The organism is Mycobacterium sp. 050272 (genome assembly GCF_039023525.1).
Lineage (GTDB): Bacteria > Actinomycetota > Actinomycetes > Mycobacteriales > Mycobacteriaceae > Mycobacterium.
Genome location: NZ_JBCHKV010000008.1, coordinates 225490 through 247628, shown reverse-complemented (window position 1 = coordinate 247628; position 22139 = coordinate 225490). Strand labels below are relative to the sequence as shown.

24 protein-coding genes and 1 pseudogene are annotated in these 22139 nt (G+C 66.9%); 18 read left to right on the top strand and 7 right to left on the bottom strand.

Annotated features, from left to right (window positions below):
- Nucleotides 1–61: 61 nt before the first annotated feature.
- Nucleotides 62–706, bottom strand: a pseudogene (locus AAHS21_RS17895) (alpha/beta family hydrolase); the annotation flags it as partial.
- A gap of 16 nt (nt 707–722) precedes the next feature.
- Nucleotides 723–1847 (bottom strand): hypothetical protein, encoded by a 1125-nt coding sequence (locus AAHS21_RS17890; protein WP_342928927.1) that lies wholly within the window; start codon nt 1845–1847, stop codon nt 723–725.
- A gap of 234 nt (nt 1848–2081) precedes the next feature.
- On the opposite strand from AAHS21_RS17890, the gene AAHS21_RS17885 reads away from it, so the two are divergent.
- Nucleotides 2082–2564 (top strand): flavodoxin family protein, encoded by a 483-nt coding sequence (locus AAHS21_RS17885; protein WP_342928926.1) that lies wholly within the window; start codon nt 2082–2084, stop codon nt 2562–2564.
- Between the two features lie 58 nt (nt 2565–2622).
- Here the strand turns inward: AAHS21_RS17885 and AAHS21_RS17880 are convergent, their stop codons facing one another.
- Nucleotides 2623–2883: a hypothetical protein gene (locus AAHS21_RS17880; protein ID WP_342928925.1), complete on the bottom strand. Its 261-nt coding sequence runs from the start codon at nt 2881–2883 to the stop codon at nt 2623–2625.
- A gap of 167 nt (nt 2884–3050) precedes the next feature.
- Between AAHS21_RS17880 and AAHS21_RS17875 the strand changes: the two genes are divergently transcribed.
- From AAHS21_RS17875 to AAHS21_RS17850, 6 genes are all read left to right on the top strand, one after another.
- A complete protein-coding gene (locus tag AAHS21_RS17875; RefSeq protein ID WP_342928924.1) occupies nt 3051–4298 on the top strand; it encodes a hypothetical protein in 1248 nt (415 codons plus the stop codon).
- 14 nt (nt 4299–4312) lie between these two features.
- Nucleotides 4313–5716, top strand: coding sequence for a wax ester/triacylglycerol synthase family O-acyltransferase (locus tag AAHS21_RS17870; protein WP_342928923.1), 1404 nt, complete (start codon nt 4313–4315; stop codon nt 5714–5716).
- Nucleotides 5717–5817: 101 nt separating this feature from the next.
- Nucleotides 5818–6477 carry an SRPBCC family protein gene (locus tag AAHS21_RS17865; RefSeq protein WP_342928922.1) on the top strand — a complete coding sequence of 220 codons (660 nt, stop codon included), beginning with the start codon at nt 5818–5820 and terminating at the stop codon, nt 6475–6477.
- Between the two features lie 152 nt (nt 6478–6629).
- A complete protein-coding gene (locus AAHS21_RS17860; protein WP_342928921.1) occupies nt 6630–7055 on the top strand; it encodes a hypothetical protein in 426 nt (141 codons plus the stop codon).
- 48 nt (nt 7056–7103) lie between these two features.
- Nucleotides 7104–7451 carry a cupin domain-containing protein gene (locus tag AAHS21_RS17855; RefSeq protein WP_342928920.1) on the top strand — a complete coding sequence of 116 codons (348 nt, stop codon included), beginning with the start codon at nt 7104–7106 and terminating at the stop codon, nt 7449–7451.
- 5 nt (nt 7452–7456) lie between these two features.
- Nucleotides 7457–8398: a nitronate monooxygenase gene (locus AAHS21_RS17850; RefSeq protein ID WP_342928919.1), complete on the top strand. Its 942-nt coding sequence runs from the start codon at nt 7457–7459 to the stop codon at nt 8396–8398.
- A 3-nt stretch (nt 8399–8401) separates the two neighbouring features.
- Here AAHS21_RS17850 and AAHS21_RS17845 read toward each other — a convergent pair whose 3' ends face one another.
- Nucleotides 8402–8902, bottom strand: a complete 501-nt coding sequence (locus AAHS21_RS17845; protein WP_342928918.1) for a DUF1990 domain-containing protein — start codon at nt 8900–8902, stop codon at nt 8402–8404.
- A 24-nt stretch (nt 8903–8926) separates the two neighbouring features.
- Between AAHS21_RS17845 and AAHS21_RS17840 the strand changes: the two genes are divergently transcribed.
- From AAHS21_RS17840 to AAHS21_RS17805, 8 genes are all read left to right on the top strand, one after another.
- A complete protein-coding gene (locus AAHS21_RS17840; RefSeq protein ID WP_342928917.1) occupies nt 8927–9802 on the top strand; it encodes an aldo/keto reductase in 876 nt (291 codons plus the stop codon).
- Nucleotides 9803–9823: 21 nt separating this feature from the next.
- Nucleotides 9824–10450 (top strand): PaaI family thioesterase, encoded by a 627-nt coding sequence (locus AAHS21_RS17835; RefSeq protein ID WP_090601456.1) that lies wholly within the window; start codon nt 9824–9826, stop codon nt 10448–10450.
- A 120-nt stretch (nt 10451–10570) separates the two neighbouring features.
- The gene (thrS, locus tag AAHS21_RS17830) at nt 10571–12691 is read left to right on the top strand and encodes a threonine--tRNA ligase (RefSeq protein WP_342928916.1); all 2121 of its coding nucleotides are present in this window, start codon (nt 10571–10573) and stop codon (nt 12689–12691) included.
- A complete protein-coding gene (locus AAHS21_RS17825; RefSeq protein ID WP_342928915.1) occupies nt 12684–13256 on the top strand; it encodes an HIT domain-containing protein in 573 nt (190 codons plus the stop codon). Before thrS ends, AAHS21_RS17825 begins: the two co-directional genes overlap by 8 nt.
- Nucleotides 13253–13918 (top strand): phosphatidylinositol phosphate synthase, encoded by a 666-nt coding sequence (gene pgsA, locus AAHS21_RS17820; protein WP_342928914.1) that lies wholly within the window; start codon nt 13253–13255, stop codon nt 13916–13918. Before AAHS21_RS17825 ends, pgsA begins: the two co-directional genes overlap by 4 nt.
- Nucleotides 13915–14865 carry a phosphatidylinositol mannoside acyltransferase gene (locus AAHS21_RS17815; protein WP_342928913.1) on the top strand — a complete coding sequence of 317 codons (951 nt, stop codon included), beginning with the start codon at nt 13915–13917 and terminating at the stop codon, nt 14863–14865. The genes pgsA and AAHS21_RS17815 overlap by 4 nt, the downstream gene beginning before the upstream one ends.
- A complete protein-coding gene (locus tag AAHS21_RS17810) occupies nt 14865–15989 on the top strand; it encodes a glycosyltransferase family 4 protein (RefSeq protein WP_342928912.1) in 1125 nt (374 codons plus the stop codon). The genes AAHS21_RS17815 and AAHS21_RS17810 overlap by 1 nt, the downstream gene beginning before the upstream one ends.
- On the top strand, nt 15989–17029 hold the full coding sequence (locus tag AAHS21_RS17805) for an NUDIX domain-containing protein (protein ID WP_342928911.1): 1041 nt from the start codon (nt 15989–15991) through the stop codon (nt 17027–17029). Before AAHS21_RS17810 ends, AAHS21_RS17805 begins: the two co-directional genes overlap by 1 nt.
- Nucleotide 17030: 1 nt before the next feature.
- On the opposite strand, the gene AAHS21_RS17800 is transcribed toward AAHS21_RS17805, so the two are convergent.
- Both AAHS21_RS17800 and AAHS21_RS17795 read right to left on the bottom strand, forming a co-directional pair.
- Nucleotides 17031–18251 carry a PE-PPE domain-containing protein gene (locus AAHS21_RS17800; protein ID WP_342928910.1) on the bottom strand — a complete coding sequence of 407 codons (1221 nt, stop codon included), beginning with the start codon at nt 18249–18251 and terminating at the stop codon, nt 17031–17033.
- Between the two features lie 12 nt (nt 18252–18263).
- On the bottom strand, nt 18264–19331 hold the full coding sequence (locus AAHS21_RS17795; protein WP_342928909.1) for a PPE family protein: 1068 nt from the start codon (nt 19329–19331) through the stop codon (nt 18264–18266).
- 235 nt (nt 19332–19566) lie between these two features.
- On the opposite strand from AAHS21_RS17795, the gene pdxS reads away from it, so the two are divergent.
- From pdxS to pdxT, 3 genes are read left to right on the top strand one after another with little or no spacing between them, the layout of a single operon-like run.
- The gene (gene pdxS, locus AAHS21_RS17790) at nt 19567–20478 is read left to right on the top strand and encodes a pyridoxal 5'-phosphate synthase lyase subunit PdxS (protein WP_342928908.1); all 912 of its coding nucleotides are present in this window, start codon (nt 19567–19569) and stop codon (nt 20476–20478) included.
- 9 nt (nt 20479–20487) lie between these two features.
- Nucleotides 20488–21327, top strand: a complete 840-nt coding sequence (gene tesB, locus AAHS21_RS17785; protein WP_342928907.1) for an acyl-CoA thioesterase II — start codon at nt 20488–20490, stop codon at nt 21325–21327.
- Nucleotides 21324–21920 (top strand): pyridoxal 5'-phosphate synthase glutaminase subunit PdxT, encoded by a 597-nt coding sequence (pdxT, locus tag AAHS21_RS17780; protein WP_342928906.1) that lies wholly within the window; start codon nt 21324–21326, stop codon nt 21918–21920. Before tesB ends, pdxT begins: the two co-directional genes overlap by 4 nt.
- Here pdxT and AAHS21_RS17775 read toward each other — a convergent pair.
- Complete coding sequence (locus tag AAHS21_RS17775) at nt 21917–22066, bottom strand: hypothetical protein (protein ID WP_342928905.1); 150 nt, start codon at nt 22064–22066, stop codon at nt 21917–21919. The two genes, pdxT and AAHS21_RS17775, sit on opposite strands and share 4 nt — an antisense overlap.
- Nucleotides 22067–22139: the final 73 nt, after the last annotated feature.

The following is a 22139-nucleotide window of genomic DNA, read 5'->3' as shown; positions in this document are numbered from 1 at the left end:
CGAATGCCGCGGCGGTCCCGGCCTCCTCCTACCCTTACCGGGACCGCCGCTTTCAAAAACTCTAGGACGCCGCCGGATCGAGGTGACCTAAGAACCAGTCGCGGGCCAAGGTCGCGACCTGCTCGAGCGTGCCCGGTTCCTCGAACAGGTGGGTCGCACCGGGAACCACAGCGACTTCGCACTCGGCCGGGATCGCGGCCTGCGCCTTGCGGTTCAGTTGCAGGACCACCTCGTCGTGCCCACCGACGATCAACAGGGTCGGAGCCTCGACTTTGCGAAGCAATCCATCCGCCAGATCGGGCCGCCCGCCCCGCGACACCACCGCGGCGACCTTGATACCGGGGTGCGCGGCCGCAGCCAGGGCGGCGCCCGCTCCGGTGCTGGCACCGAAGTACCCCACCGGCAGTGAGGCGGTATCGGGTTGAGCGGCCAGCCAGGTCGTGACGTGGATCAACCGGTGTGCGAGCAACCCGATGTCGAAGACGTTGGAGCGGTTGCGTTCTTCTTCGGGTGTCAGCAGGTCGAAAAGCACCGTGGCGAACCCGGCCGTGTTGAGTATTTCGGCGACATAGCGATTACGGGGGCTGTGCCTGCTACTACCGCTGCCATGCGCGAACACGATGACGCCCTTGGGATGCGGGGGAATGGTCAGCTGACCGGCAACGGATGCCGGCCCGACGGCCACCCGGATTTCCTTGTCTATCATGGCGATCGACCCGATCCTAGGGTCGCCGGCCGACAAGGCGGTCGGTCGCGGCATAGCGCAGCAACGCGGCAATTCCGTCGTTCGGTGCGATGTGGTCGTCGGCCCGGACCAACGAGGCGCCGACCGCGATTGCGCTGAACGGCAACGCCTCGTCGGCCCGTGCGATGCGCTCCACCGGTTCGCCCAGTTCGGACAACGCGTCGGCATCGGGCGCAATCGTGGTGAGCGCTTGGCCGGTGACCACGACAGTATCGGCCAGTTCGCCGATGATCAGTGTGTCGATGTCGCCGTCCCGCAGTGCCGCGCACACGTCGGCGAGTCCCTGAGCGGCCAAGCCGGATCCGCGCCCGATTTCGGCTGCGAATCGGCTTGCGATGTCTGTCATTTCGAGGCCGTGACGCCGAGCGAACTCCGCCGAGGTCGCCTCGTGGACCTCGTCTTCGTCGGCGCGGCCTTTGTGAGCCCCGCCGTGCAACTGCGAGACCCGTGCGGCGACTCGTTCCGGCAATTCGGCAAGCAGATCTGCGCGCGCCGGAACCGCACCGCTGATGAATACCACCTCGGCGTTGGCGTCGTCCACCAGCCGGGTCAAGTGCTCAGCAACCGCGCGGCAGTTCATCCGAATAGCTTCATCGGTCGTGTGTTGGAAGTCGCCGTAGCCGTTCCAGCCGGCAGTGGCGGGCTTGTGCACCGGGTATCCGGCGCCTTCGACGCGACTGGATGTGACGGTGGTGCCGTCGTAGAGGCTGACGTCGGCGCCGGTGTGGTCGACCGCGGCGAACACGTAAACCGGTTGCCGCATCTCACCCTCGATCAGCGGCAGGACATAGGGGTAATCCGAGAAGCGAACCACCGTGCTCGGGGGTGGGCTGCTGAGTTGTTCGTCGATCAGCACGTGGTCACTGGTCGCGATCACCGCCCTGCCGCGCCGACCAACCGCGGGGCGGTGGTTGCGCACCGCGTCCTCGAGCGTGCCGATGAGTTCCGTTCCCGCGCCCAAGTTTTCGAGGTGCTTGCGGATTTCGTGCCACGTCGCTTCGAGTTGCTCGACCGCTCCTGCCGTGTCGTGCGAGTCGTCGAAATACACCGAGGCGAACGGGCCTTGCGCCTTTACCAGGCCCCTGAGACGTTCGGATCGCATGTCGCACCTTTGCTGTTGTGTCTTCGTCTGCTGCTGGTCAACGTATGAAGGGGGAGGGCGAGCCCGCCAGAGTCATTAGCCCCCTGATAAGGGCCTTAAGTCCCGCGGTGGGGTTGCGCCACGTCGACAAGTGACCAACGCCCCGGGTCCTCGTGGCTTTCCGCCCTTACCGGCAGTTGGGCGGCGACACAGCATGGAAGCGTCTGGACAATTCTGTGGAAGGAAGTCGGCCCCATGAAGGCACTGATCATCTGCTCGTCGAAATCACATGGCAACACCCGCCGTATCGCCGATCGGATGGCGCAGGTGCTCGACTGCGAGGTGATCGCCCCCGAGACGGCCGACCCCGCGACGCTGGGCGGCTATGACCTGGTGGGCTTCGGGTCCGGTATCTACTACATGGCGGTCGATGCGAGGTTGCGTAACCTGATTCGCCATCTGCCGGGCGTGCACCATGTCCGGGCTTTCACCTTCTTCACCAGCGGCGCCCGCGAGATTCCACTCATGGGTTACCGCAAACCGGTGCGGAAAATGCTCGAAGCAAAGGGTTTTGACGTGATCGGTTCATTTTCCAGCCGCGGGTGGGACACGGTCGGGCCGTTCGGATTCATCGGTGGGATCAACCGGGACCGGCCCAATGACCATGACCTGGAGCGTGCCGCGGCATTTGCGGCCCGCCTTCGCAGGCAGGTGGAAAGGTCGCGCGCGGCCGGCTGAGGACGCCGTTGGCCGGGCAGTTGGATCGCAACCGCCCGGCCAACACCTTATCCAGCCGCTACTTACTCGTCGCCTCCGCGGCGCTGTGCACCACACTGCGGAAGAATTCGATTCGTGCGGTGGTCAATTCCTCTGCCAGGTCCAGTGCGGCGTCGACAACGGTTTTGCGTCGCGACTGCTCCGGAAGCACAGGGCTGATCTGATCGACGAACTTGCGTACCGCGTCAATGGCTTGCTTGCGGCCGTTTTCGACCGACTCGAGCACGTCGTCAGAAAGTTCGGCCCAGCGCGGCTCGGGTTTTGCCGGTGCCTCTGTCATGGTCCCACTCCTACTCGAAAACAAAGTCTTGCGGACGCCCACGACGGTACGACGTTTCGGGGGTCAGCACGAGTGACTAAAGTCCTTTGTCCCAGCTGGACTTTCGGGATCTGCGACGGGCCCTAGGTCCCTAACGGACGCAGCCGAGCCGGTGTTAGCGTGCGGTCATGGCAACGCCGACCGGCGACGACCCACAGCAGCCGGCCGCTTCTCATCGAAGCGCGCCCGGTGGTGCCTTGGTGGAAGCGATCACCCCTTTCGTGCATACCGGTCAGTACGTCACCCGATCGTGGCGCGACTACCTCGGTCGTGCGTCGGACGAACTCCCGATCGCGCGGCCCACCATCGCGCTGACGGCGCAAGCCTTTCGCGACGAGGTCGTCTTGGTGGGCCTGAAGGCGCGCCGCCCGATCAGCCGCCCCGATGTGTTCGAGCGGATCACCCGCGAGGTGATCGACGCGGTCCAGTTCTACGGGGACAAGGGATGGCTGGAAAAGCCCAGAGGGTTCTTCGGTGAGCCACCAGTGCTTTCCGACGTCGAGATCCGGAGGGTGAAAGGGCGCAGGCGCTCATTTCAGCGCATCTTCTTCGACAGTGGGTACGCACCGCGTACCGGTGAACCGGGTGCGCAACGATGGATGAGCTACACCGCGAACAATCGCGAGTACGCGCTGCTGCTGCGCCATCCGCAGCCTCGCCCTTGGTTGGTGTGTATCCACGGCACCGAAATGGGTCGTGCTGCATTGGATCTCGCTCTATTCCGGGCGTGGAAACTGCACGACGAACTCGGACTCAACGTGGTGATGCCGGTTCTTCCGATGCATGGGCCCCGAGCGCGCGGCTTGCCCAAGGGGGCCGTGTTCCCGGGCGAGGATGTGCTCGACGACGTGCATGCGACGGCTCAGGCGGTGTGGGACATCCGGCGGTTGTTGTCCTGGATTCGCTTAGAGGAGCCCGAATCGCTGATCGGGTTGAACAGCCTTTCGCTCGGCGGTTACATCGCGTCGCTGGTGGCCAGCCTCGACAAGGGGCTCACCTGCGCGATTCTCGGTGTGCCCGTGGCAGACCTGGTCGAATTGTTGGGGCGCCATTCGGGCCTCAGTCACGACGACCCTCGCCGGCAGACGATGGAGTTGGCCGAACCCATCGGGCGCATGGTCTCGCCGTTGTCGCTCACTCCGCTGGTGCCCACCAGAGGCCGCTTCATCTACGCCGGCATCGCCGACCGCGTGGTACATCCCCGCAAGCAGGTGACCCGCCTCTGGCAGCATTGGGGTAAACCGGAGATCGTCTGGTATCGCGGTGGTCACACCGGATTCTTCCGCTCACAGCCCGTGCAGCGGTTTGTGTGGGAGGCATTGCTGCAGTCCGGCCTGCTGGACGGAACCGCCACGCAGCGCGACCGCCCTGCCTAGTTGCGGAGGTTGAGATGCATCCGCTGGATCCGCTGGATGCGGCGATGATGGCCGCGGAGTTGGTGTCGAGCCCCATGCATGCTGGCGCCGTGCTGATCCTGTCGCCGCCGGCGGGTGTCGGACCCGGCTATGTCGACGAACTGTATCGGGAAACACTCGCCGCGAACGGATCGATAGATCCCCGGCTTCGCAGATACCCGCATCGTGGTATCGACACCGCCGGCATCTGGGTGTGGCGGGACAGTGAGCGGCTCGATGTGAGCCGACACTGCTTGCGCCGCAACGTCTCCGGCGGCTACGACGCGTTCTGGCGGCTGATCGGCGAGCTGGATGAAGAACGCCTCGACCGGTCCCGTCCGATGTGGATGTCCTATCTGATCGATGGTCTCGAGGATCGTCGATTCGCGTTCTACATCAAGGTGCATCACACCCTGATCGACGGTGTAGCCGGTCTCCGGATGATCGCCGACGCATTGAGCAGTGATCCGAAGCGGCGGTCGATGCCGCCCTTCTACGCCGATCACCGCGACGGATCCTCGTCCCCGCCCGTGTCGCCGGGATTGGTGTCTCGTCTGACCGCGCCGCTACGAACGGTGATCGACACCACGGCGTCGGGCGTCGGACTGATCGAACGAGTCGTCACAGGTGAGCTGTCGACGCTGCTGGACGGCCTCGTCGGTTACACGACCGGGTGGCCCTTCGGGGCGCCCTACACCCGATTCAACGGGCGGCTGGGGACCGAGCGGGCGGTCAGCGCGGGCAGCTGGGCCAAGGATCGTATCCAGGCTGTGCAAGAGACGGCCGGTGTCACCGCCAACGACGTGGTGACCGCCATGGTGGCCGGAGCTGTGCGGCTCTGGTTGGGTAGTCGCGGTGAAATACCCGAACAGTCATTGGTCGGGGTCTGCCCGATCACGGTGCGCGATCGCAACGTTGACCCGTCAAAGGACCAGCATGGCAACATGTTCGGTCTTTGGCTGTGCCCGTTGGGAACAAATCTGGATGACCCGATCGCACGATTGCGACTGATTCACCGGTCGATGGCGGAGGGTAAACGGTGGGTCGGGAAACGGGGATCGGCGGCATCACTACTGACGAATGCGGCGAGTATCGCGGCCACCGTCATTTCTCCGCTGCTGCCGTTCACGCCGAAGATACGGACGGGATTCAACATCCCGATATCACACGTGCCGGGTCCTCAGGCTGAAATGTATTGGAACGGCGCGCATATCGAGGAGATCTTTCCGGTGTCGACGGTGTACGACGGGATGGCGCTCAACGTCACGACCTGTTCGTACTCCGACCGCATCGGATTCGGCTACGCGGCTGGTCGCGACGTCGTGTCGGATATCGACACGCTGATACCGCTGACGGAGCAATGCCTTGCCGAACTCGAATCCGCGCTGGGCGTGCGCTGATGCCGGGCAAAGGGGACTTCGGTCCCTACCGGCGCGCAATCACACGTGGTCAGATCGACCAGTAAGGCGAACCATTCGCGGCAAGATTCGGTGGGCACGGCATGACGCATCTGATCGGACCGATCACCAGGACAGCGGCGCTGTTGGCGTTGCTGTACGGCGCCCGACGTTATTACCGCAATTGGGGCACAACCAAATCGGAATGCCGGATGCAGCTGCCCGGCGACAGATTGGTCGCCGATCCCGCCATCCAGTCAACCGAAGCGATCTACATCGACGCTCCCACGGCAGCGGTCTGGCCATGGCTGCTGCAGATGGGCCAGGACCGCGCCGGCTTCTATGGCTGCGAGGGCGTGATGAACGCGATCGGTCTGGGCTACCACCACACCGATCGAGTACACCCGGAATGGCAACAACTTGCGGTGGCAGACACCGTTCGCCTGGCTCCCCAGGGCTGGCTGGGTCAGCCCGATGGGGTGACGTTCAGCGTCACTGAGATCGTGCCGGAGAAGTACCTGGTGCTCCATGCCACGACATCGAATCCGGTCTCGGATGTGGTGTGGTCGTTCCACGTTCAGCCGCACTGGGAGGACCGGGTGCGGCTCCTTTCCCGCGTCAGGATCGCGCTGCGTCGACCGGGCGCGGTGTTCGCCATGGAACTGGCCAGGCCGGTGGTGGCCTTCGGCACGCGGGGTTTGCTGCTCGGCATCAAACACCGCGTGGAGACGGCGTCGGGCATCTCGCACAGCCACGCCCGCTGATCCGGGTTGCGCGCGATGATCGCGACGGCGGTCAGTCGGTCCGCCTCGGGCTCATGCAGGCAACGCTGGAAACCTGGGGGGCGCCGGTCGCCGTCGATTGTGTGGAAGCGCGATCTGTGTGTCGCACACTTCGAGTTGCGGGAGGCCTGAGAGTGAACACCGAAATGGCGGTCGCCGTCGCGGTCACCTTCGTCTGGCTGGGCATGGTGCTGGCCATCTCGTTCCTGGAAGCGCCGCTGAAGTTTCGGGCGCCCAACGTCACGTTGCAGATCGGGCTCGGCATCGGGCGCCTGGTCTTCCGCGCGCTCAACACCGTCGAGGTCGCGTTCGCGATCATCATCCTGGCGGTCGTGGTGGACGGTCCGATGCCAATGCGGATCGGCGTCGCGTTCGCTGTCGCGTTCGCGACGCTGGCGATCCAGTTGGTCGTGGTGCGGCCCCAATTGACCCGCCGCTCCGACCAGGTGCTGGCCGGGCTGGACGCACCCCGCTCCCGCGCCCACTACGCCTATATCGCCTTGGAGGTGGTCAAAACCGTGGCGTTGATCGTGGCGGGGATACTGCTATTGACCGCGTGATAGCCGAGGGCCGATCGTCAGCCCACCGCCGCTCGAGGGGACGTAGGAATGGAATCAATCTCGCTGACCAGCCTGGCCACCGAAAAGCTGGCCGAAGCCCGGCAGTCGCACAGCGGCCGAGCCGCACACACCATCCACGGCGGCCACGACCACGAACTCCGGCAGACCGTGCTGGCCCTGCTCGCCGACCACGACCTGTCCGAACACGACAGTCCCGGCGAGGCGACGCTGCAGGTGCTGCAGGGTCACGTGCGCCTGACGACCGGCAGCGATTCCTGGGACGGTAAGACCGGCGACCATGTCGCGATCCCGCCGCAGCGCCATGCCTTGCACGCGGTCGAGGATTCGGTGATCATGCTGACCGTGCTGAAGAGCATCCCCGGCCAATCGCACTAGTAGCGATGCTATCCACGCCCTGGTCATCCGAGCTGGGCCTGCGGGTGCCCATCGTCAACGCTCCGATGGGCGGCGTCGCGGGCGGCCGGCTGGCCGCCGCGGTCAGCGCCGCCGGCGGTCTGGGCATGATCGGCATGGGCAGTGTCGCGACCAGGGAGCTGCTGGCCGCCCAACTGCGCCACGCCGACGGCAGATTCGGAATCGGGCTGGTCGACTGGGTGATGCGCACCGAGGCCGGGCTGCTCGACGATGCCCTGGCCGCGCGGCCCGCACTGCTGTCGGTCAGTTTCGGTACCGACTGGTCGTGGGTCGATAAGGCACACGCCGCCGGAATCCCCACTGCCACACAGGTTTACGACGCTCTGGGAGCGCGTCAGGCAGTCGACGCGGGCGTCGACATTCTGGTCGCGCGCGGTTGCGAGGGTGGCGGGCACGGCGATACGAAGCTCGGCACGCTGCCGCTGCTGGACGACGTGCTGGACGCCGTGTCGGTGCCGGTGCTCGCGGGCGGCGGTATCGCCTCGGCGCGCAGCCTGGCCGCGGTGCTGGCCGCCGGGGCCAGCGGCGCCTGGGTGGGCACTCGCCTGGCGGCCTGTCCGGAGGCGCTGACCGGCGACGGCTGCCGCGAGGCCCTGATCGCGGCCCGGTCCACCGACACCGCGGTCACCCGGGCCTTCGACGTCGCCAATGGTCTGCCGTGGCCGGCGCGGTTCCCGTCACGCGTGTTGCGCAATGAGTTCGTCGCGCGCTACGCGGGCAAAGAGGACACGCTCGACGCGCCGGCCTGCGACGAGCTGGCCGCCGCGATCGACGCCGACGACCGCCGGATCGCCCCGGTCGATGCCGGTCAGGGCGTCGGCATGATCCGCGACGACGCGTCGGTGGCCGCGGTCATCGACGGGATGTGCAGTGGCGCCCACTGGCTGCTGGCCCGCTGGGGCGCGTAGCGGTCAGACGGCACGCAGGTAGCGCTGCGCGATCAGCCGCTGGCCGATCTTCACCACCGGTCCGCCCGCCTTGCTCCACCATGTCGCCGGCCGGGAGAACGCCGACACCTCGGCGAAGACCGCGTCAGTGGCGGGGTCCCGGCGCACGACGAAGCGTTCCTCGCCGCATTCCGGGTGGCCGGGCAGGGTGCCGTAGCCGAACCCGCGGATGTCGGGCTCATCGACCACATAGACGACGCGGCACGGCGCGGGCAGAAAGCCCAGCCGCACCACCACCACCGCGTCCTGCACAACGACCTCGGAGGACGCCCGTACCCGCAGCCCCGACCCGCGCTGCATCCCCCAGTGCAGCACTGCCTCGGCGGCTTGCTCGAATCGTGGCCGGCCCGTGCCGATCTGGCGCTCGACGTGTTGATAGTGGTACCCGGCGGGCTGGTCACCGGCCGCGGTGGCACCGACCTCGGAGTATGTCAGCGGAAGTTTCTCGAGTGCGGCTAAGTCCACCCGCCCGAGCGTACGGTCGTAATCGTGACCACACAAAACTCGAAAACTGTTGCCGCTGCGTCCGGAACGTTCACGCTCGGCGGCGATCTGATCGTCAATCGCCTCGGGTTCGGGGCCATGCGCATAGTCGGTAAGGGCGTGTGGGGCCCGCCGGCTGACCGCGACGAGTGCGTTCGGGTGTTGCGTCGCGCCGTCGAACTCGGCGTGGACCTGATCGACACCGCGGACTCCTACGGTCCCTACATCTCCGAGGAGATCATCCGCGAGGCGTTGTACCCCTACCACGACATCGTGATCGCCACCAAGGCCGGGTTTCTGCGAACCGGTCCGGATGTCTGGGTCGAGATGGGCTTCCCGGCCTACCTGCGCCAGGAGACGGAGATGAGCCTGCGCAGGCTGGGTGTCGAGACCATCGACCTGTTGCAGCTGCACCGCGTCGACCCCAAGTGGCCGTTAGCCGACCAGGTCGGCGAGCTGGCGAAGCTCAAGCAAGAAGGCAAGGTCCGCCACATCGGCCTGTCCGAGGTCAGCGTCGACCAGCTCAAAGAGGCGCTGCAGATCACCGAGATCGTGTCGGTGCAGAACATGTACAACCTGACGGTTCGCCGGGCCGAGCCGCTGTTGGACGTCGCGACCGAGCAGGGGATCGGCTTCATCCCGTACTTCCCGCTGGCGGCCGGGCCGCTGGCCGCTGCCGACGGCCCGCTGCAGCGTATCGCCGCCGACCACCACGCGTCGCCGTCGCAGCTGGCCCTGGCCTGGCTGCTGAAGCGCTCGCCGGTGATGCTGCCGATCCCGGGCACATCGAAGGTGGCGCATCTGGAGGAGAACGTGGCCGCCGCCGAGATCACGCTTTCCGACGAGGAGTTCGAGACCATGGCGGCCGCCGGAGCGCAGTAACAGTCCACGCAATACGGTGTTCTGGTGGCCGGCGAGCATCAGAAACACCCCGGCGGGGGATTCAACCCACCCGAACCGACGACCAAGGGCGGCCCCGACTACGGCCGGTTCATCGACGCGGTGCGCAGGCTGCAAGATCACGCCCGCGCCGTCGACGCGCCCGACGAGGTCATCACCGAGGCCGCGGACACGCTGGAGAAGCTGTCCGCACTGCTGAGCCCATACGACGCCGACGAATGGGCGTCGCCGTCGGGCCGCCGGATGGACCTGCCGCTGCGCGGCAACATTCTGACCGTGCCGATCGGGGCGCACAAGACCGAGGATGGCCGGATGGCGGGCTGGGCCCGCTTCGCGCGATTCCACCTGGGCCGCAACGGCGCGGTGCACGGCGGCTCGTTGGGCATGCTGTTCGACACCGTGCTCGGCCTGACGACGTCGGTCCTTACCGGCAGCCCGCGCCAGCGCACCGCTTACCTCAAGATCGACTACCGCCACATCGTGCCGATCGAAAAGGAGCTGCAGTTCGACGCCGGCATCGACAAGGTGGACGGCCGAAAAATCTTCGTGTCGGGCAAGTTGACCGACGGTGACACGTTGCTGGCCGAAGCCGAGGCGTTGTTCGTAAAACTCAAGCCGGGCCAGCCCTGATGGCGCACCGGCGGGGCCACGCAGCCGTCAACGCCGTGGGTTCTGCGAGGTCCGCCCCGATAGCATGGCTCTGAATTAATCGCCGATCACGTCCCGTAGAAACCTTGGAGACCACCGCAGATGAGCGCCCCCGCAGAGTCCGTCCCCGGAGCAGACGGCGGCGACCCGCAGCACCCGGCTGCGCCGGGGTTGCGATCGCCGCAAGCCCCGATCCGGGTTCCTGCCGGGACCACGGCGGCCGCCGCGGTCGGGGAGGCGGGGTTGCCACGCCGGGGCACGCCCGACGCGATCGTGGTGGTGCGCGACGCCGACGGCAAGCTGCGCGACCTGAGTTGGGTGCCCGACGCCGACGCCGTGGTGGTCCCGGTCGCGGCCAACACCGACGAGGGCCGCAGCGTCATCCGGCACTCGGCCGCACACGTGCTCGCCCAGGCCGTGCAGAGCCTGTTCCCGCAGGCCAAGCTGGGGATTGGGCCGCCCATCGCGGACGGCTTCTACTACGACTTCGACGTGGCGGAGCCGTTCACCCCCGAGGACCTGGAAAAGCTCGAAAAGAAGATGCGCCAGATCGTCAAGGACGGCCAGCTGTTCGACCGGCGGGTCTACGAATCCAGGGAGGCGGCGCGCGAGGAACTGGTCAACGAGCCCTACAAGCTCGAACTCGTCGACGACAAGTCCGGCGACCCCGACATCATGGAGGTGGGCCCCCCTGGTTCTGATGACGAACTCACCGCCTACGACAACCTCAATCCCCGCACCCGCGAACGGGTCTGGGGTGACCTGTGCCGCGGGCCGCATATCCCCACCACCAAGCACATCCCGGCGTTCAAGCTCACCCGCAGCTCGGCCGCCTACTGGCGCGGCGACCAGAGCAACGCCAGCCTGCAACGCATTTACGGCACCGCGTGGGAGTCACAAGAGGCGCTCGACAAGCACCTGGAGCTGCTCGAGGAGGCCCAGCGGCGCGACCATCGCAAGTTAGGCGTCGAGCTGGACCTGTTCAGCTTTCCCGACGAAATCGGCTCCGGGCTGGCGGTTTTCCACCCCAAGGGCGGCATCATCCGGCGCGAGCTGGAGGAATACTCGCGGCGCAAGCACATCGAGGCCGGCTACGAGTTCGTCAACACCCCGCACATCACCAAGGAGCAGCTGTACATCACCTCGGGCCACCTCGAGTGGTACGCCGACGGCATGTACCCGCCGATGCACCTGGACGCGGAGTTCAACGCGGACGGCTCGGTACGTAAACCCGGGCAGGACTACTACCTCAAGCCGATGAACTGCCCGATGCACCACCTGATCTATCGGTCCCGCGGACGCTCGTACCGCGAGCTTCCGTTGCGGCTCTTCGAGTTCGGCAGCGTGTACCGCTACGAGAAGTCCGGCGTGGTGCACGGCCTGACCCGGGTGCGCGGCATGACCCAAGACGACGCGCACATCTACTGCACGCGCGAGCAGATGCGCGACGAGCTGAGCTCGCTGTTGCGCTTCGTGCTCGACTTGCTGGCCGACTACGGGCTCGACGACTTCTACCTGGAGCTGTCCACCAAGGACCCGGAGAAGTACTCCGGCTCTGACGAGATGTGGGACGAGGCCACCGAAGTGCTGCGGGAAGTGGCCGTGGCCTCCGGGTTGCATTTCGTTCCCGACCCCGGTGGCGCGGCGTTCTACGGGCCGAAAATCTCCGTGCAGGTCAAGGACGCGTTGGGCCGCAGCTGGCAGATGTCGACGATCCAGCTCGACTTCAACATGCCGGACCGATTCGAGCTGGAATACACCGCGTCGGACGGATCGCGACAGCGGCCGGTGCTGATCCACCGGGCGTTGTTCGGGTCCATCGAGCGATTCTTCGGCATTCTCACCGAGCACTATGCCGGGGCCTTCCCGGCGTGGCTGGCGCCGGTTCAGGTGGTCGGCATCCCAGTCGCCGACGAACACGCGGCCTACCTGGAAGATGTTGCCGCGCAACTGCGCTCGCGTGGGGTGCGGGTCGAGGTGGACAGCAGCGACGACCGGATGGCCAAGAAGATCGTCAATCACACCAATCAGCGCGTCCCGTTCATGTTGCTGGCCGGCGACCGCGACGTCGAGGGCGGGGCGGTCAGCTTCCGCTTCGGCGACCGCACCCAGATCAACGGCGTGCCGGTTGACGCCGCGGTCGATACCATCGTGAAGTGGATTGCCGACCGCGAGAATGCCGCTCCCACACAAGAACTGGTGAAGGTAGCCGGCGGTGAGTGAGCAGGACAGCGCCGATCGCGGCGAGGACAGCATTCTCGACAGGGGTGTCGGCGAGCGTGACCACCTGCAGCGATTGTGGACGCCGTACCGGATGACGTACCTGGCCGAGGCGCCGGCCAAGCGTGACAACGGCAAACCCGAGGAACCGTTCACCGACATACCGCAACTGCCCGACGAAGAAGGTCTGGTGGTCGCGCGCGGCGAACTCGTCTATGCCGTGCTCAACCTCTACCCGTACAACCCCGGGCACCTGATGGTGGTGCCCTACCGGAAGCTGTCCGAAATCGAGGACCTCACCGACGCCGAGAGCGCGGAGCTAATGGCCTTCATCCAGAAGGCCATTCGGGTGATCAAGAACGTTTCGCGGCCGCACGGCTTCAACGTCGGCCTGAACCTGGGGACATCGGCGGGCGGGTCGCTGGCCGAACACCTGCACGTGCACGTGGTGCCGCGCTGGGGTGGCGACGCGAACTTCATCACGATCGTCGGCGGCGCGAAGGTGATCCCGCAGTTGCTGCGCGAGACGCGTCAGTTGTTGGCGACGGAGTGGGCTAAACAGCAATGAGTAAGGCGCCCTTCCTGTCCCGGGCCGCGTTCGCCCGGCTCACCACCCCGACGGCCAGGGCGCTGCTGCGGGTGGGCCTGACGCCGGACGCCGTCACGATCCTGGGCACCGTCGTTGCCGTGGCGGGGGCGCTCACGTTGTTCCCGATGGGCAAGCTGTTCGCCGGCGCCTGTGTGGTCTGGTTCGCCGTGCTCTTCGACATGGCCGACGGTGCGATGGCCCGCGAGCGTGGCGGCGGCACCCGATTCGGCGCGGTGCTGGACGCGTCCTGCGACCGCGTCAGTGACGGCGCGGTGTTCAGCGGGCTGCTGTGGTGGATCGTCTTCGGGCTGCATGACAAACCGCTGGCGGCGGCGACGTTGATCTGCCTGGTCACCTCGCAGGTGATCTCTTACATCAAGGCCCGGGCCGAGGCCAGCGGACTGCGCGGCGACGGCGGGATCATCGAACGACCGGAACGGCTGATCATCGTGCTGGTCGGCGCGGGTGTGTCGGACTTTCCGTTCGTCGCCTGGCCGCCGGCGCTGCCGGTGGCGATGTGGGTGCTGGCGGCGGCGAGCGTGGTCACCTGCGTGCAGCGCTTGCACGCGGTGCGGACCTCGCCCGGTGCCGCCGACTCCCTGCCGCCGGCGCAGGCAAGCGGTGAAACGAGCCCGTCGTGATCTCCGCTCCATCCGGCTTGAAGGCACTCACCGCGCCGCGCGAGGCGTTCACCAGGACGGCGAGCGACTGGGCGTACGCCACCGGCTGGATGGCGGTGCGCGCTGTCCCAGAGTTTGCCGCGCGCAACATATTCCACACCGGGGCGCGCTACGCCGCCCGCAACGGCGGTCCCGACCAGCTGCGCAAAAACCTGGCCCGGGTCATCGGCGTGCCGCCGGCCCAGGTACCGGACAGCCTGATGCGGGCGTCGCTGGAGTCCTATGCGCGCTACTGGCGCGAGGCCTTCCGGCTGCCGTCGATGGACTATCGCGCGCTGGCCCGCCGCGTCGATGAGACGTTCGTGGGAGCCGACAATATCGACGCGGCCCTGGCCGCCGGTAGGGGTGTGGTGCTCGCGCTGCCGCACAGCGGCAACTGGGACATGGCCGGGCTGTGGCTGGCGCAGACGCGCGGCACCTTCACCACGGTCGCGGAGCGACTCAAACCCGAGTCGCTGTACCGGCGTTTCATCGCCTACCGGGAAAGTCTTGGCTTCGAGGTGCTGCCGCTGTCCGGCGGCGACCGTCCGGCCTTCGAGGTGCTGTGCGAGCGGCTGCGGGCCAACCGGGTGGTGTGCCTGATGGCCGAGCGCGATCTCACTCGCACCGGCGTCGAGGTCGACTTCTTCGGCGAGCCCACCCGGATGCCGGCCGGGCCGGCCAAGCTCGCGATCGCAACGGGGGCGGCGCTGTGCCCGGCACACTGCTGGAATGAGCCCGACGCCTGGCCCGTCGAGATATTTTCGCCGCTGGACTGTTCCAGCGGGGATGTCCGAACCATCACCCAGGCGCTGGCCGATCGATTCACCATCAACATCGCCGCCCACCCCGAGGATTGGCACATGCTACAGCCGCAGTGGCTGGCCGACCTCTCCGACGACAGACGTGCCCGGTTGAAGGAAGCCTGATGCGAATCGGGATGGTCTGTCCCTACTCGTTCGACGTGCCGGGTGGGGTGCAATCGCATGTGCTGCAGCTGGCCGAGGTGCTGCGTGAGCGGGGCCACTACGTCAGTGTGCTGGCTCCCGCGTCGCCACACGTCAGACTGCCCGAATACGTCGTCTCGGCCGGTAAGGCCATCCCGATTCCCTACAACGGGTCGGTGGCGCGGCTGCAATTCAGCCCCGCGGTCCACGGCCGGGTTCGGCGCTGGCTGACCGAGGGTGACTTCGACGTGCTGCATCTGCACGAACCGAATGCCCCCAGCCTGTCGATGTGGGCGCTGCGCATCGCCGAGGGCCCGATCGTGGCCACCTTTCACACCTCAACCACGAAATCGCTGACGCTGTCTGTCTTTCAGGGCGTGCTGCGGCCCTGGCACGAGAAGATCGTCGGCCGCATCGCGGTGTCCGACCTGGCCCGGCGCTGGCAGATGGAGGCACTCGGCTCCGACGCGGTGGAGATCCCGAACGGGGTCGACGTCGCCGCACTTGCCTGCGCGCCGCTGCTGCAGGGCTATCCGCGGCCGGGCAAGACGGTGTTGTTCTTGGGCCGCTTCGACGAGCCACGCAAGGGCATGGAGGTGCTGCTCGAGGCGCTGCCGCGGGTGGTGGACCGCTTCGGCGATCTGCAGGTGCTGGTCGTCGGGCACGGCGATGAGGACGAATTACGCGCCAAGGCAGGCGATTTGGCGAAGCACATGCGCTTTCTCGGCCAGGTCGACGACGCCGGAAAGGCGTCGGCGATGCGCAGTGCGGACGTCTATTGCGCGCCCAACATCGGCGGCGAGAGTTTCGGCATCGTGCTGGTGGAGGCGATGGCCGCGGGCACGCCGGTGGTGGCCAGCGATTTGGATGCCTTCCGGCGCGTGCTGCACGACGGTGACGCCGGGCGACTGGTGCCGGTCGGCGACGCCTCGGGACTGGCCGACGGGCTGATCGAGATGCTCGAAAGCGACGCGCTGCGTGAGCGTTACGTGGCCGCGGCGTGCGAAGTGGTCTCCCGCTACGACTGGTCGGTGGTGGCCGACCAGATCGTGCGGGTGTATGAGACGGTCGCCGGCTCGGGCGTCAAGGTTCAGGTGGCGGGCTGATGGCTTGGCCGCTCGTCGTCATCGTCCTGTTGGTCGTACTGATCGCCATACTTGCGGCGATCGGCGTCTGGGCGATCCAGACAGCGCAGCGGCTGAACCGCCTGAACATTCGCTACGACCTGTCCTGGCAAGCCCTCGACAGCGCGCTGGCGCGGCGCGCGGTGGTGGCGCGTGCCGTCGCGATCGACGCCTACGGCGGCTCAGCCGAAGGCCGGCGGCTGGCCGCGTTGGCCGACGCCGCCGAGCGAGCACCCCGGCACTCGCGGGAGAACGCCGAAAACGAATTGTCGGCGGCACTGGCGATGGTCGATCCCGCGGCGCTGCCGGCCGGTCTGATCGCCGAGTTGGCCGACGCCGAAGCCCGGCTGCTGCTGGCTCGTCGCTTCCACAACGACGCGGTCCGTGACACGCTGGCGCTGGGGGCGCGGGGCCCGGTTCGTGCCCTTCGGCTCGGTGGAACAGCCGCGCTGCCAAGCTATTTCGAGATCGTCGAGCGGCCGCACGCGCTGGCGCAGACCCCGCACGGGGTGCCCAAACACCGGACCTCGGCGCGGGTGGTGTTACTCGATGAGGCCGGCGCGGTGCTGTTGCTGTGCGGTTCGGATCCGGCGATCGAGGAATCGGCGCCGCGGTGGTGGTTCACGGTGGGCGGCGAGGTGCGCCCGGGTGAGCGGCTGGCCGAGGCCGCCGCGCGGGAGTTGGCCGAAGAGACCGGTTTACAGGTCGAAGCGGCCGAGATGGTGGGGCCGATTTGGCGGCGCGACGAGGTCTTCGAGTTCAACGGCGCGTTGATTGACAGCGAGGAGTTCTTCTTCGTGCGTCGCGCTCGGCGATTCGAGCCGGTGTGCACGGGCCGGACCGAGCTGGAACGTCGCTACATCCATTGCCACCGCTGGTGCGACGCCAACGACATCGCCGAACTGGTGGCTGCGGGCCAGACCGTGTACCCGCGCCAGTTGGCCGAACTGCTTGCCGAGGCAATTACCTTGGCAGACAACGATACACCGGGCCGATCGCCCCAGCTGCAGTCGATTCGCTGACTTACATCGCGTTCGACAAAACGGGCAGGGCCCCAGCGGGCGGCAGTGCGGCAGCCAGTGGGTCCGAGATGGCGACCGCGACGCCCGGGCTTGCGCCGGCAACGGCGAGCGAGCTGATGGACTGCAGCGGTCCGGGCAACCCGGTGGCATAGCCGAAGTCGACGAGCGGCCGCAGGAACGGTTGCAGCAGATCGGCGAGCGGATTCCCCAGGATGGGGATCATCCGCAGTGGGTCCAGCAGCGGCAAATTCGCGGTGGGAACGAGGAAGAAGGTGGTGTTGCCCACCTGCTCCTGGATCGCGGTCGCGAGTTGCGCAGCGGTCAGCAACGGAGTCTCGGTGTGCAACGGAAAGCCGAATAGGGCATTGAGGTCCGCGCCGAAATTGAAAATGCCCGCCGGAAAGTAGGAAACGGGGTCGTATTGGATGCCGTACAGCGTGGTCGTGTAGATGGTGTCCAGCGGAGTCGGGACGTGAAACGCGCCGAGCCCGGGGAAGATGCCAGGGATCACGCGTGTCAGCGCGCCGCCGCTCAAGGCGTTGTTGGGGTCGGCGAGTAATAAAAAGTTCAGCAGGTTCGGGTTCGGTCGCAGGGCGGCGGGCAGGGCGTCGAGATAGCGCATTTCCAGGGTGGCGATCGTCGCGCTCTGCGAATAGCCGACGACGAGGAGTCGGTTGCCGGCGGCGGTTTGCGTCATGATCTGGGTGTTCAGTATTGCCAGGCCCTGCTGCACCGACTGCGCGAAGGATTCGCTGTTGATGCCGGTCAGCGGCCAGAACTGCTCGGGCGTATACAGCCCCTGCGCGGTGTAGTTGGGGTAGTTCGGGAGCACGAATGTCTGGTAGACCTCCTGCAGGTAGGTATCTGTGGGTGTCGGGTTCCCGGTGCCGCCCATGATCAGGGCGATTTGCTGCTGCGACGCCGGCGCCGTGGCGGCGACGTTGGCCGTCTCGGTTTCCGCATAGGCGTTCTCGGCGGTGATCAGCGTCTGCACGAACTGGGTGTGGAACAGCTCGGCCTGCGCGCTGAGCGCCTGATACTGCGCGGCCTGCGCGTCCAGGAATGCGGCGGTGCGCACGGATACCGAATCCGTGCCGGGCGCAAGCACTCCCGTCGTCGGGGCCGCCATGGCCGCGTTCGTCGCGTCGAGTTCCGCACCGATTGCTTGCAACTCGTCGGCTGCCGTCGCGATCGCGTCGGGGTCGGTGATCACGTACGACATCGGGCGCCTCTGCTAGTCCAGCACCGGGCGGGGCGCCTTGCGGGATGCGGCGACCGCCGGAGTGACGGCGCCCATCAATCGCCCGGGCACGTTCATCGAGGGCAGCGACGACGAGGCGCCGACGCTCGCCGAGATGGGGGTCACCGGGGCAGTGGCCACCCCGGTCGCCGCGGGGAGGTGCGGAGCCGCCGGCGTGGCGTTGGCCCAGGTTGCCGGCACCGACAACGGCCCAACCGTGGCGGCCCGGCCCACGCTCGCGGAGACCACGCTGGACAGCTGCACCGCACCCGTTCCGCCCACCGCCGGACTGGCTGCCGATGCCAGTACCGGATCCAGCGCGGGGACGCTGGCGGCGGCGCTCATCAGCGGATTGGCGCCGGACATCAGCTGGCTCATCGCCATTTGCATGGGTTCCATCGCGAACTGGGCCGGCGTCGAGAGCATCTGTAGCTGCGACATCGGGTTCATCAGTTGCTGGGCCAGCGAGTTGATCACGGAATTGATCAGCTGCTCTGCGGGTGAGGTGAAGGTCGGCATGGGCACGCTGGTCAGCGTCAGCGGGGGGTTGGCGAACGGCGTCCAGCCGGCCTGGGCGGCCGTGGTGGCGGCGTCGTAGCCCGTCATGGCCGCGACGTCCTGGGCCCAGAATTCGGTGTACTCGGCCTCGGTCGCCGCGATCGCCGCGGTGTTCTGACCCAGGATGTTGGTCGCGATCAGCGTCATCAATAGGGCACGGTTCGCCGCGACGACCGCGGGGGGCACGGTGGCGGTGAACGCGGTTTCGAACGCACCCGCGAACAGCCGGGACTGGACGGCCAGCAGCTCCGCCTTGGCCGACGTGCCGGTCAGCCACTGCACATAGGGGGCGGCCGCCGTGGCCATCAACATCGCCGCCGGACCCTGCCACGGCCCGCCGGTCAGCGTCGTCACCGTGGTCTGGAAGGAGCTGGCCGCCGATGCCAGCTGAGCGGCCAACGCGTCCCAGGCGGTCGCCGCTGCCCAGATGGTCCCCGAGCGCGGTCCGGCATAGATGCGCGCGGAATTAATCTCCGGCGGCAACAGCACGAAATCCGGCAACATCTCCGAACCTCTTCTCGGCCAACCGCGACGGCCGGTGTGACCAGGGATGTCACCCTTTGATTCCGACCAGCTGTTACGGCCTGCGCAAAATTGTGCCGCCATACTAAGCACAATGTGACGTACATCGCACCTACCTGCTGCGCAGATGTCGAAGATGCCCCGGAAGCGGCGGGAAAACTCGGTTGTCGCTCACCACTAGAGTGGAAGCGCGATGGTTCGAGGAGAGAAGGGGCTAGTGGACAGCGGCGCACAGTCGAGCCAGGCCAACCAGACCGGAACGGCGCGCGTCAAGCGCGGGATGGCCGAGATGCTCAAGGGCGGCGTCATCATGGACGTCGTCACCCCCGAGCAGGCCCGAATCGCGGAGGGCGCCGGCGCCGTCGCGGTGATGGCGCTGGAGCGAGTGCCCGCCGACATCCGCGCCCAGGGCGGCGTGTCACGGATGAGCGACCCCGACATGATCGAGGGCATCATCTCCGCGGTCACGATCCCGGTGATGGCCAAGGCGCGCATCGGGCATTTCGTCGAGGCGCAGATTCTGCAGAGTCTCGGCGTGGACTACGTCGACGAATCCGAGGTGCTCACCCCCGCCGACTACACCCACCACATCGACAAGTGGAAGTTCACCGTGCCCTTCGTGTGCGGGGCGACCAATCTGGGTGAGGCGTTGCGACGCATCAGCGAGGGTGCGGCCATGATCCGGTCCAAGGGTGAGGCCGGCACCGGTGACGTGTCCAACGCGACCACGCACATGCGCGCCATCGGTGGCGAGATCCGCCGCCTGACGTCCTTGTCTGAGGACGAATTGTTCGTTGCCGCAAAGGAATTGCAGGCGCCTTACGATCTCGTCGTCGAGGTGGCGCGGGCCCGCAAGCTGCCGGTCACATTATTCACCGCCGGCGGCATCGCGACTCCGGCCGACGCGGCGATGATGATGCAACTCGGCGCCGAGGGCGTGTTCGTCGGCTCGGGCATCTTCAAGTCCGGCGATCCTGCGCAGCGCGCCGCCGCGATCGTCAAGGCCACCACATTCTTCGACGATCCCGACGTGCTGGCCAAGGTTTCTCGCGGTCTGGGCGAGGCGATGGTGGGCATCAACGTCGAGCAGATCGCAGCGCCGCATCGCCTGGCCGAGCGCGGCTGGTAATAATCGTCCGTGGCGATCGAACAGATCCTCGATCTCGAGCAACTCGAGGTCAACATCTACCGCGGCAGCGTCTTCAGCCCGGAGTCCGGATTCCTGCAGCGCACCTTCGGCGGACACGTCGCCGGCCAGTCGCTGGTTTCGGCGGTACGCACCGTCGAGCCGCGCTACCAGGTGCACTCCCTGCACGGCTACTTCCTGCGGCCCGGAGATGCGTTAGCGCCCACCGTTTTCATCGTTGAGCGCACCCGCGACGGCGGTTCGTTCGCCACCCGGCGGGTCAACGCGATCCAGCACGGGGAAATCATCTTCAGCATGGGAGCGTCCTTCCAGACCGATCAGGAAGGCATCCACCACCAGGACGCGATGCCGTCCGCGCCGCCACCGGACGGCCTGCCCGACTTCATCTCGCGGGGCAGCATCTTCGACGACGCCGGATTCAAACAATTCGAGGAGTGGGACGTCTGCATCGTGCCGCGCGAGCAGTTGAAGCTGTTGCCCGGCAAAGCATCTCAGCAGCAGGTGTGGTTTCGTCACCGTGATCCGCTGCCGGACGACCCGGTGCTGCACATCTGCGCCCTGGCCTACATGAGCGACCTCACGTTGCTGGGTTCGGCCCAGGTCACCCACCTCGACGTGCGCGAGCATCTGCAGGTGGCATCGCTGGACCACGCGATGTGGTTCATGCGGCCGTTCCGCGCCGACGAGTGGCTGCTCTACGACCAGTCCTCGCCGTCGGCCAGCGGTGGTCGCTCGCTGTGCCAGGGCAAGATCTTCACCCAGTCCGGCGATATGGTCGCGGCGGTCATGCAGGAGGGGCTGACCCGCTTCAAGCGGGGACACCAGTCGTGAGCCGCCCGAAGATCGGTGTTTTGGCGCTGCAGGGCGACACTCGGGAGCATCTGGCGGCGCTGCGCGATGCCGGGGCCGACTCGCTTCCGGTGCGCCGGCGTGACGAGATCGAGTCGATCGACGGGCTGGTCATCCCGGGCGGTGAATCCACCACGATCAGCCACCTGCTGGCAGACCTTGACCTGCTCGAGCCGTTGCGGGCGCGGCTGGCCGACGGGCTTGCGGCCTACGGCGCGTGCGCCGGCATGATCATGCTGGCCAGCGAGATCCTCGATGCCGGTGTCAACGGGCGCCAGGCGCTGCCGCTGCGCGCGATTGATATGACGGTGCGGCGCAACGCGTTCGGACGTCAGGTCGATTCATTCGAGGGCGATGTCGAGTTCGCGGGTTTGGACGGCCCGGTGCGGGCGGTGTTCATCCGGGCGCCGTGGGTCGAGCGAGTCGGTGACGGCGTGCAGGTGCTGGCCAAGGCCGCCGGACACGTCGTCGCGGTCCGGCAGGGGCGGAAGCTGGCGACGGCCTTTCATCCGGAGATGACCGGGGACCGGCGCATCCACCAGCTGTTCGTCGATATCGTGCGCGGCGCCAGCTAGCGCGTGCTTTCGTCCGCCACGTTGCGGTCGGACTGCTGCAAACCCGGTGCGTCCGGGTCGACGTCGGTGTGCTCGAGTTGTTCTTGCTGCTGACGCTGCTCTGCGGTCGTCTGCCTGGCATCCTTGGGCTCTTGCGGCTGATTCACCCGATTAGGTTCGCCCGAATCGCGCGCGGCGAAACCGGCATGGTCTGCTCGAGTGTGCATCGAGAGCGCTCAG

Excerpts from the sequence above, each read along its gene's own strand:
- AAHS21_RS17890 (WP_342928927.1), bottom strand. The coding sequence starts at position 1,847 with ATGCGATCCGAACGTCTCAGGGGCCTGGTAAAGGCGCAAGGCCCGTTC.
- AAHS21_RS17885 (WP_342928926.1), top strand. The coding sequence starts at position 2,082 with ATGAAGGCACTGATCATCTGCTCGTCGAAATCACATGGCAACACCCGC.
- AAHS21_RS17880 (WP_342928925.1), bottom strand. The coding sequence starts at position 2,883 with ATGACAGAGGCACCGGCAAAACCCGAGCCGCGCTGGGCCGAACTTTCT.
- AAHS21_RS17875 (WP_342928924.1), top strand. The coding sequence starts at position 3,051 with ATGGCAACGCCGACCGGCGACGACCCACAGCAGCCGGCCGCTTCTCAT.
- AAHS21_RS17870 (WP_342928923.1), top strand. The coding sequence starts at position 4,313 with ATGCATCCGCTGGATCCGCTGGATGCGGCGATGATGGCCGCGGAGTTG.
- AAHS21_RS17865 (WP_342928922.1), top strand. The coding sequence starts at position 5,818 with ATGACGCATCTGATCGGACCGATCACCAGGACAGCGGCGCTGTTGGCG.
- AAHS21_RS17855 (WP_342928920.1), top strand. The coding sequence starts at position 7,104 with ATGGAATCAATCTCGCTGACCAGCCTGGCCACCGAAAAGCTGGCCGAA.
- AAHS21_RS17850 (WP_342928919.1), top strand. The coding sequence starts at position 7,457 with ATGCTATCCACGCCCTGGTCATCCGAGCTGGGCCTGCGGGTGCCCATC.
- thrS (WP_342928916.1), top strand. The coding sequence starts at position 10,571 with ATGAGCGCCCCCGCAGAGTCCGTCCCCGGAGCAGACGGCGGCGACCCG.
- pgsA (WP_342928914.1), top strand. The coding sequence starts at position 13,253 with ATGAGTAAGGCGCCCTTCCTGTCCCGGGCCGCGTTCGCCCGGCTCACC.
- AAHS21_RS17810 (WP_342928912.1), top strand. The coding sequence starts at position 14,865 with ATGCGAATCGGGATGGTCTGTCCCTACTCGTTCGACGTGCCGGGTGGG.
- AAHS21_RS17805 (WP_342928911.1), top strand. The coding sequence starts at position 15,989 with ATGGCTTGGCCGCTCGTCGTCATCGTCCTGTTGGTCGTACTGATCGCC.
- AAHS21_RS17800 (WP_342928910.1), bottom strand. The coding sequence starts at position 18,251 with ATGTCGTACGTGATCACCGACCCCGACGCGATCGCGACGGCAGCCGAC.
- AAHS21_RS17795 (WP_342928909.1), bottom strand. The coding sequence starts at position 19,331 with ATGTTGCCGGATTTCGTGCTGTTGCCGCCGGAGATTAATTCCGCGCGC.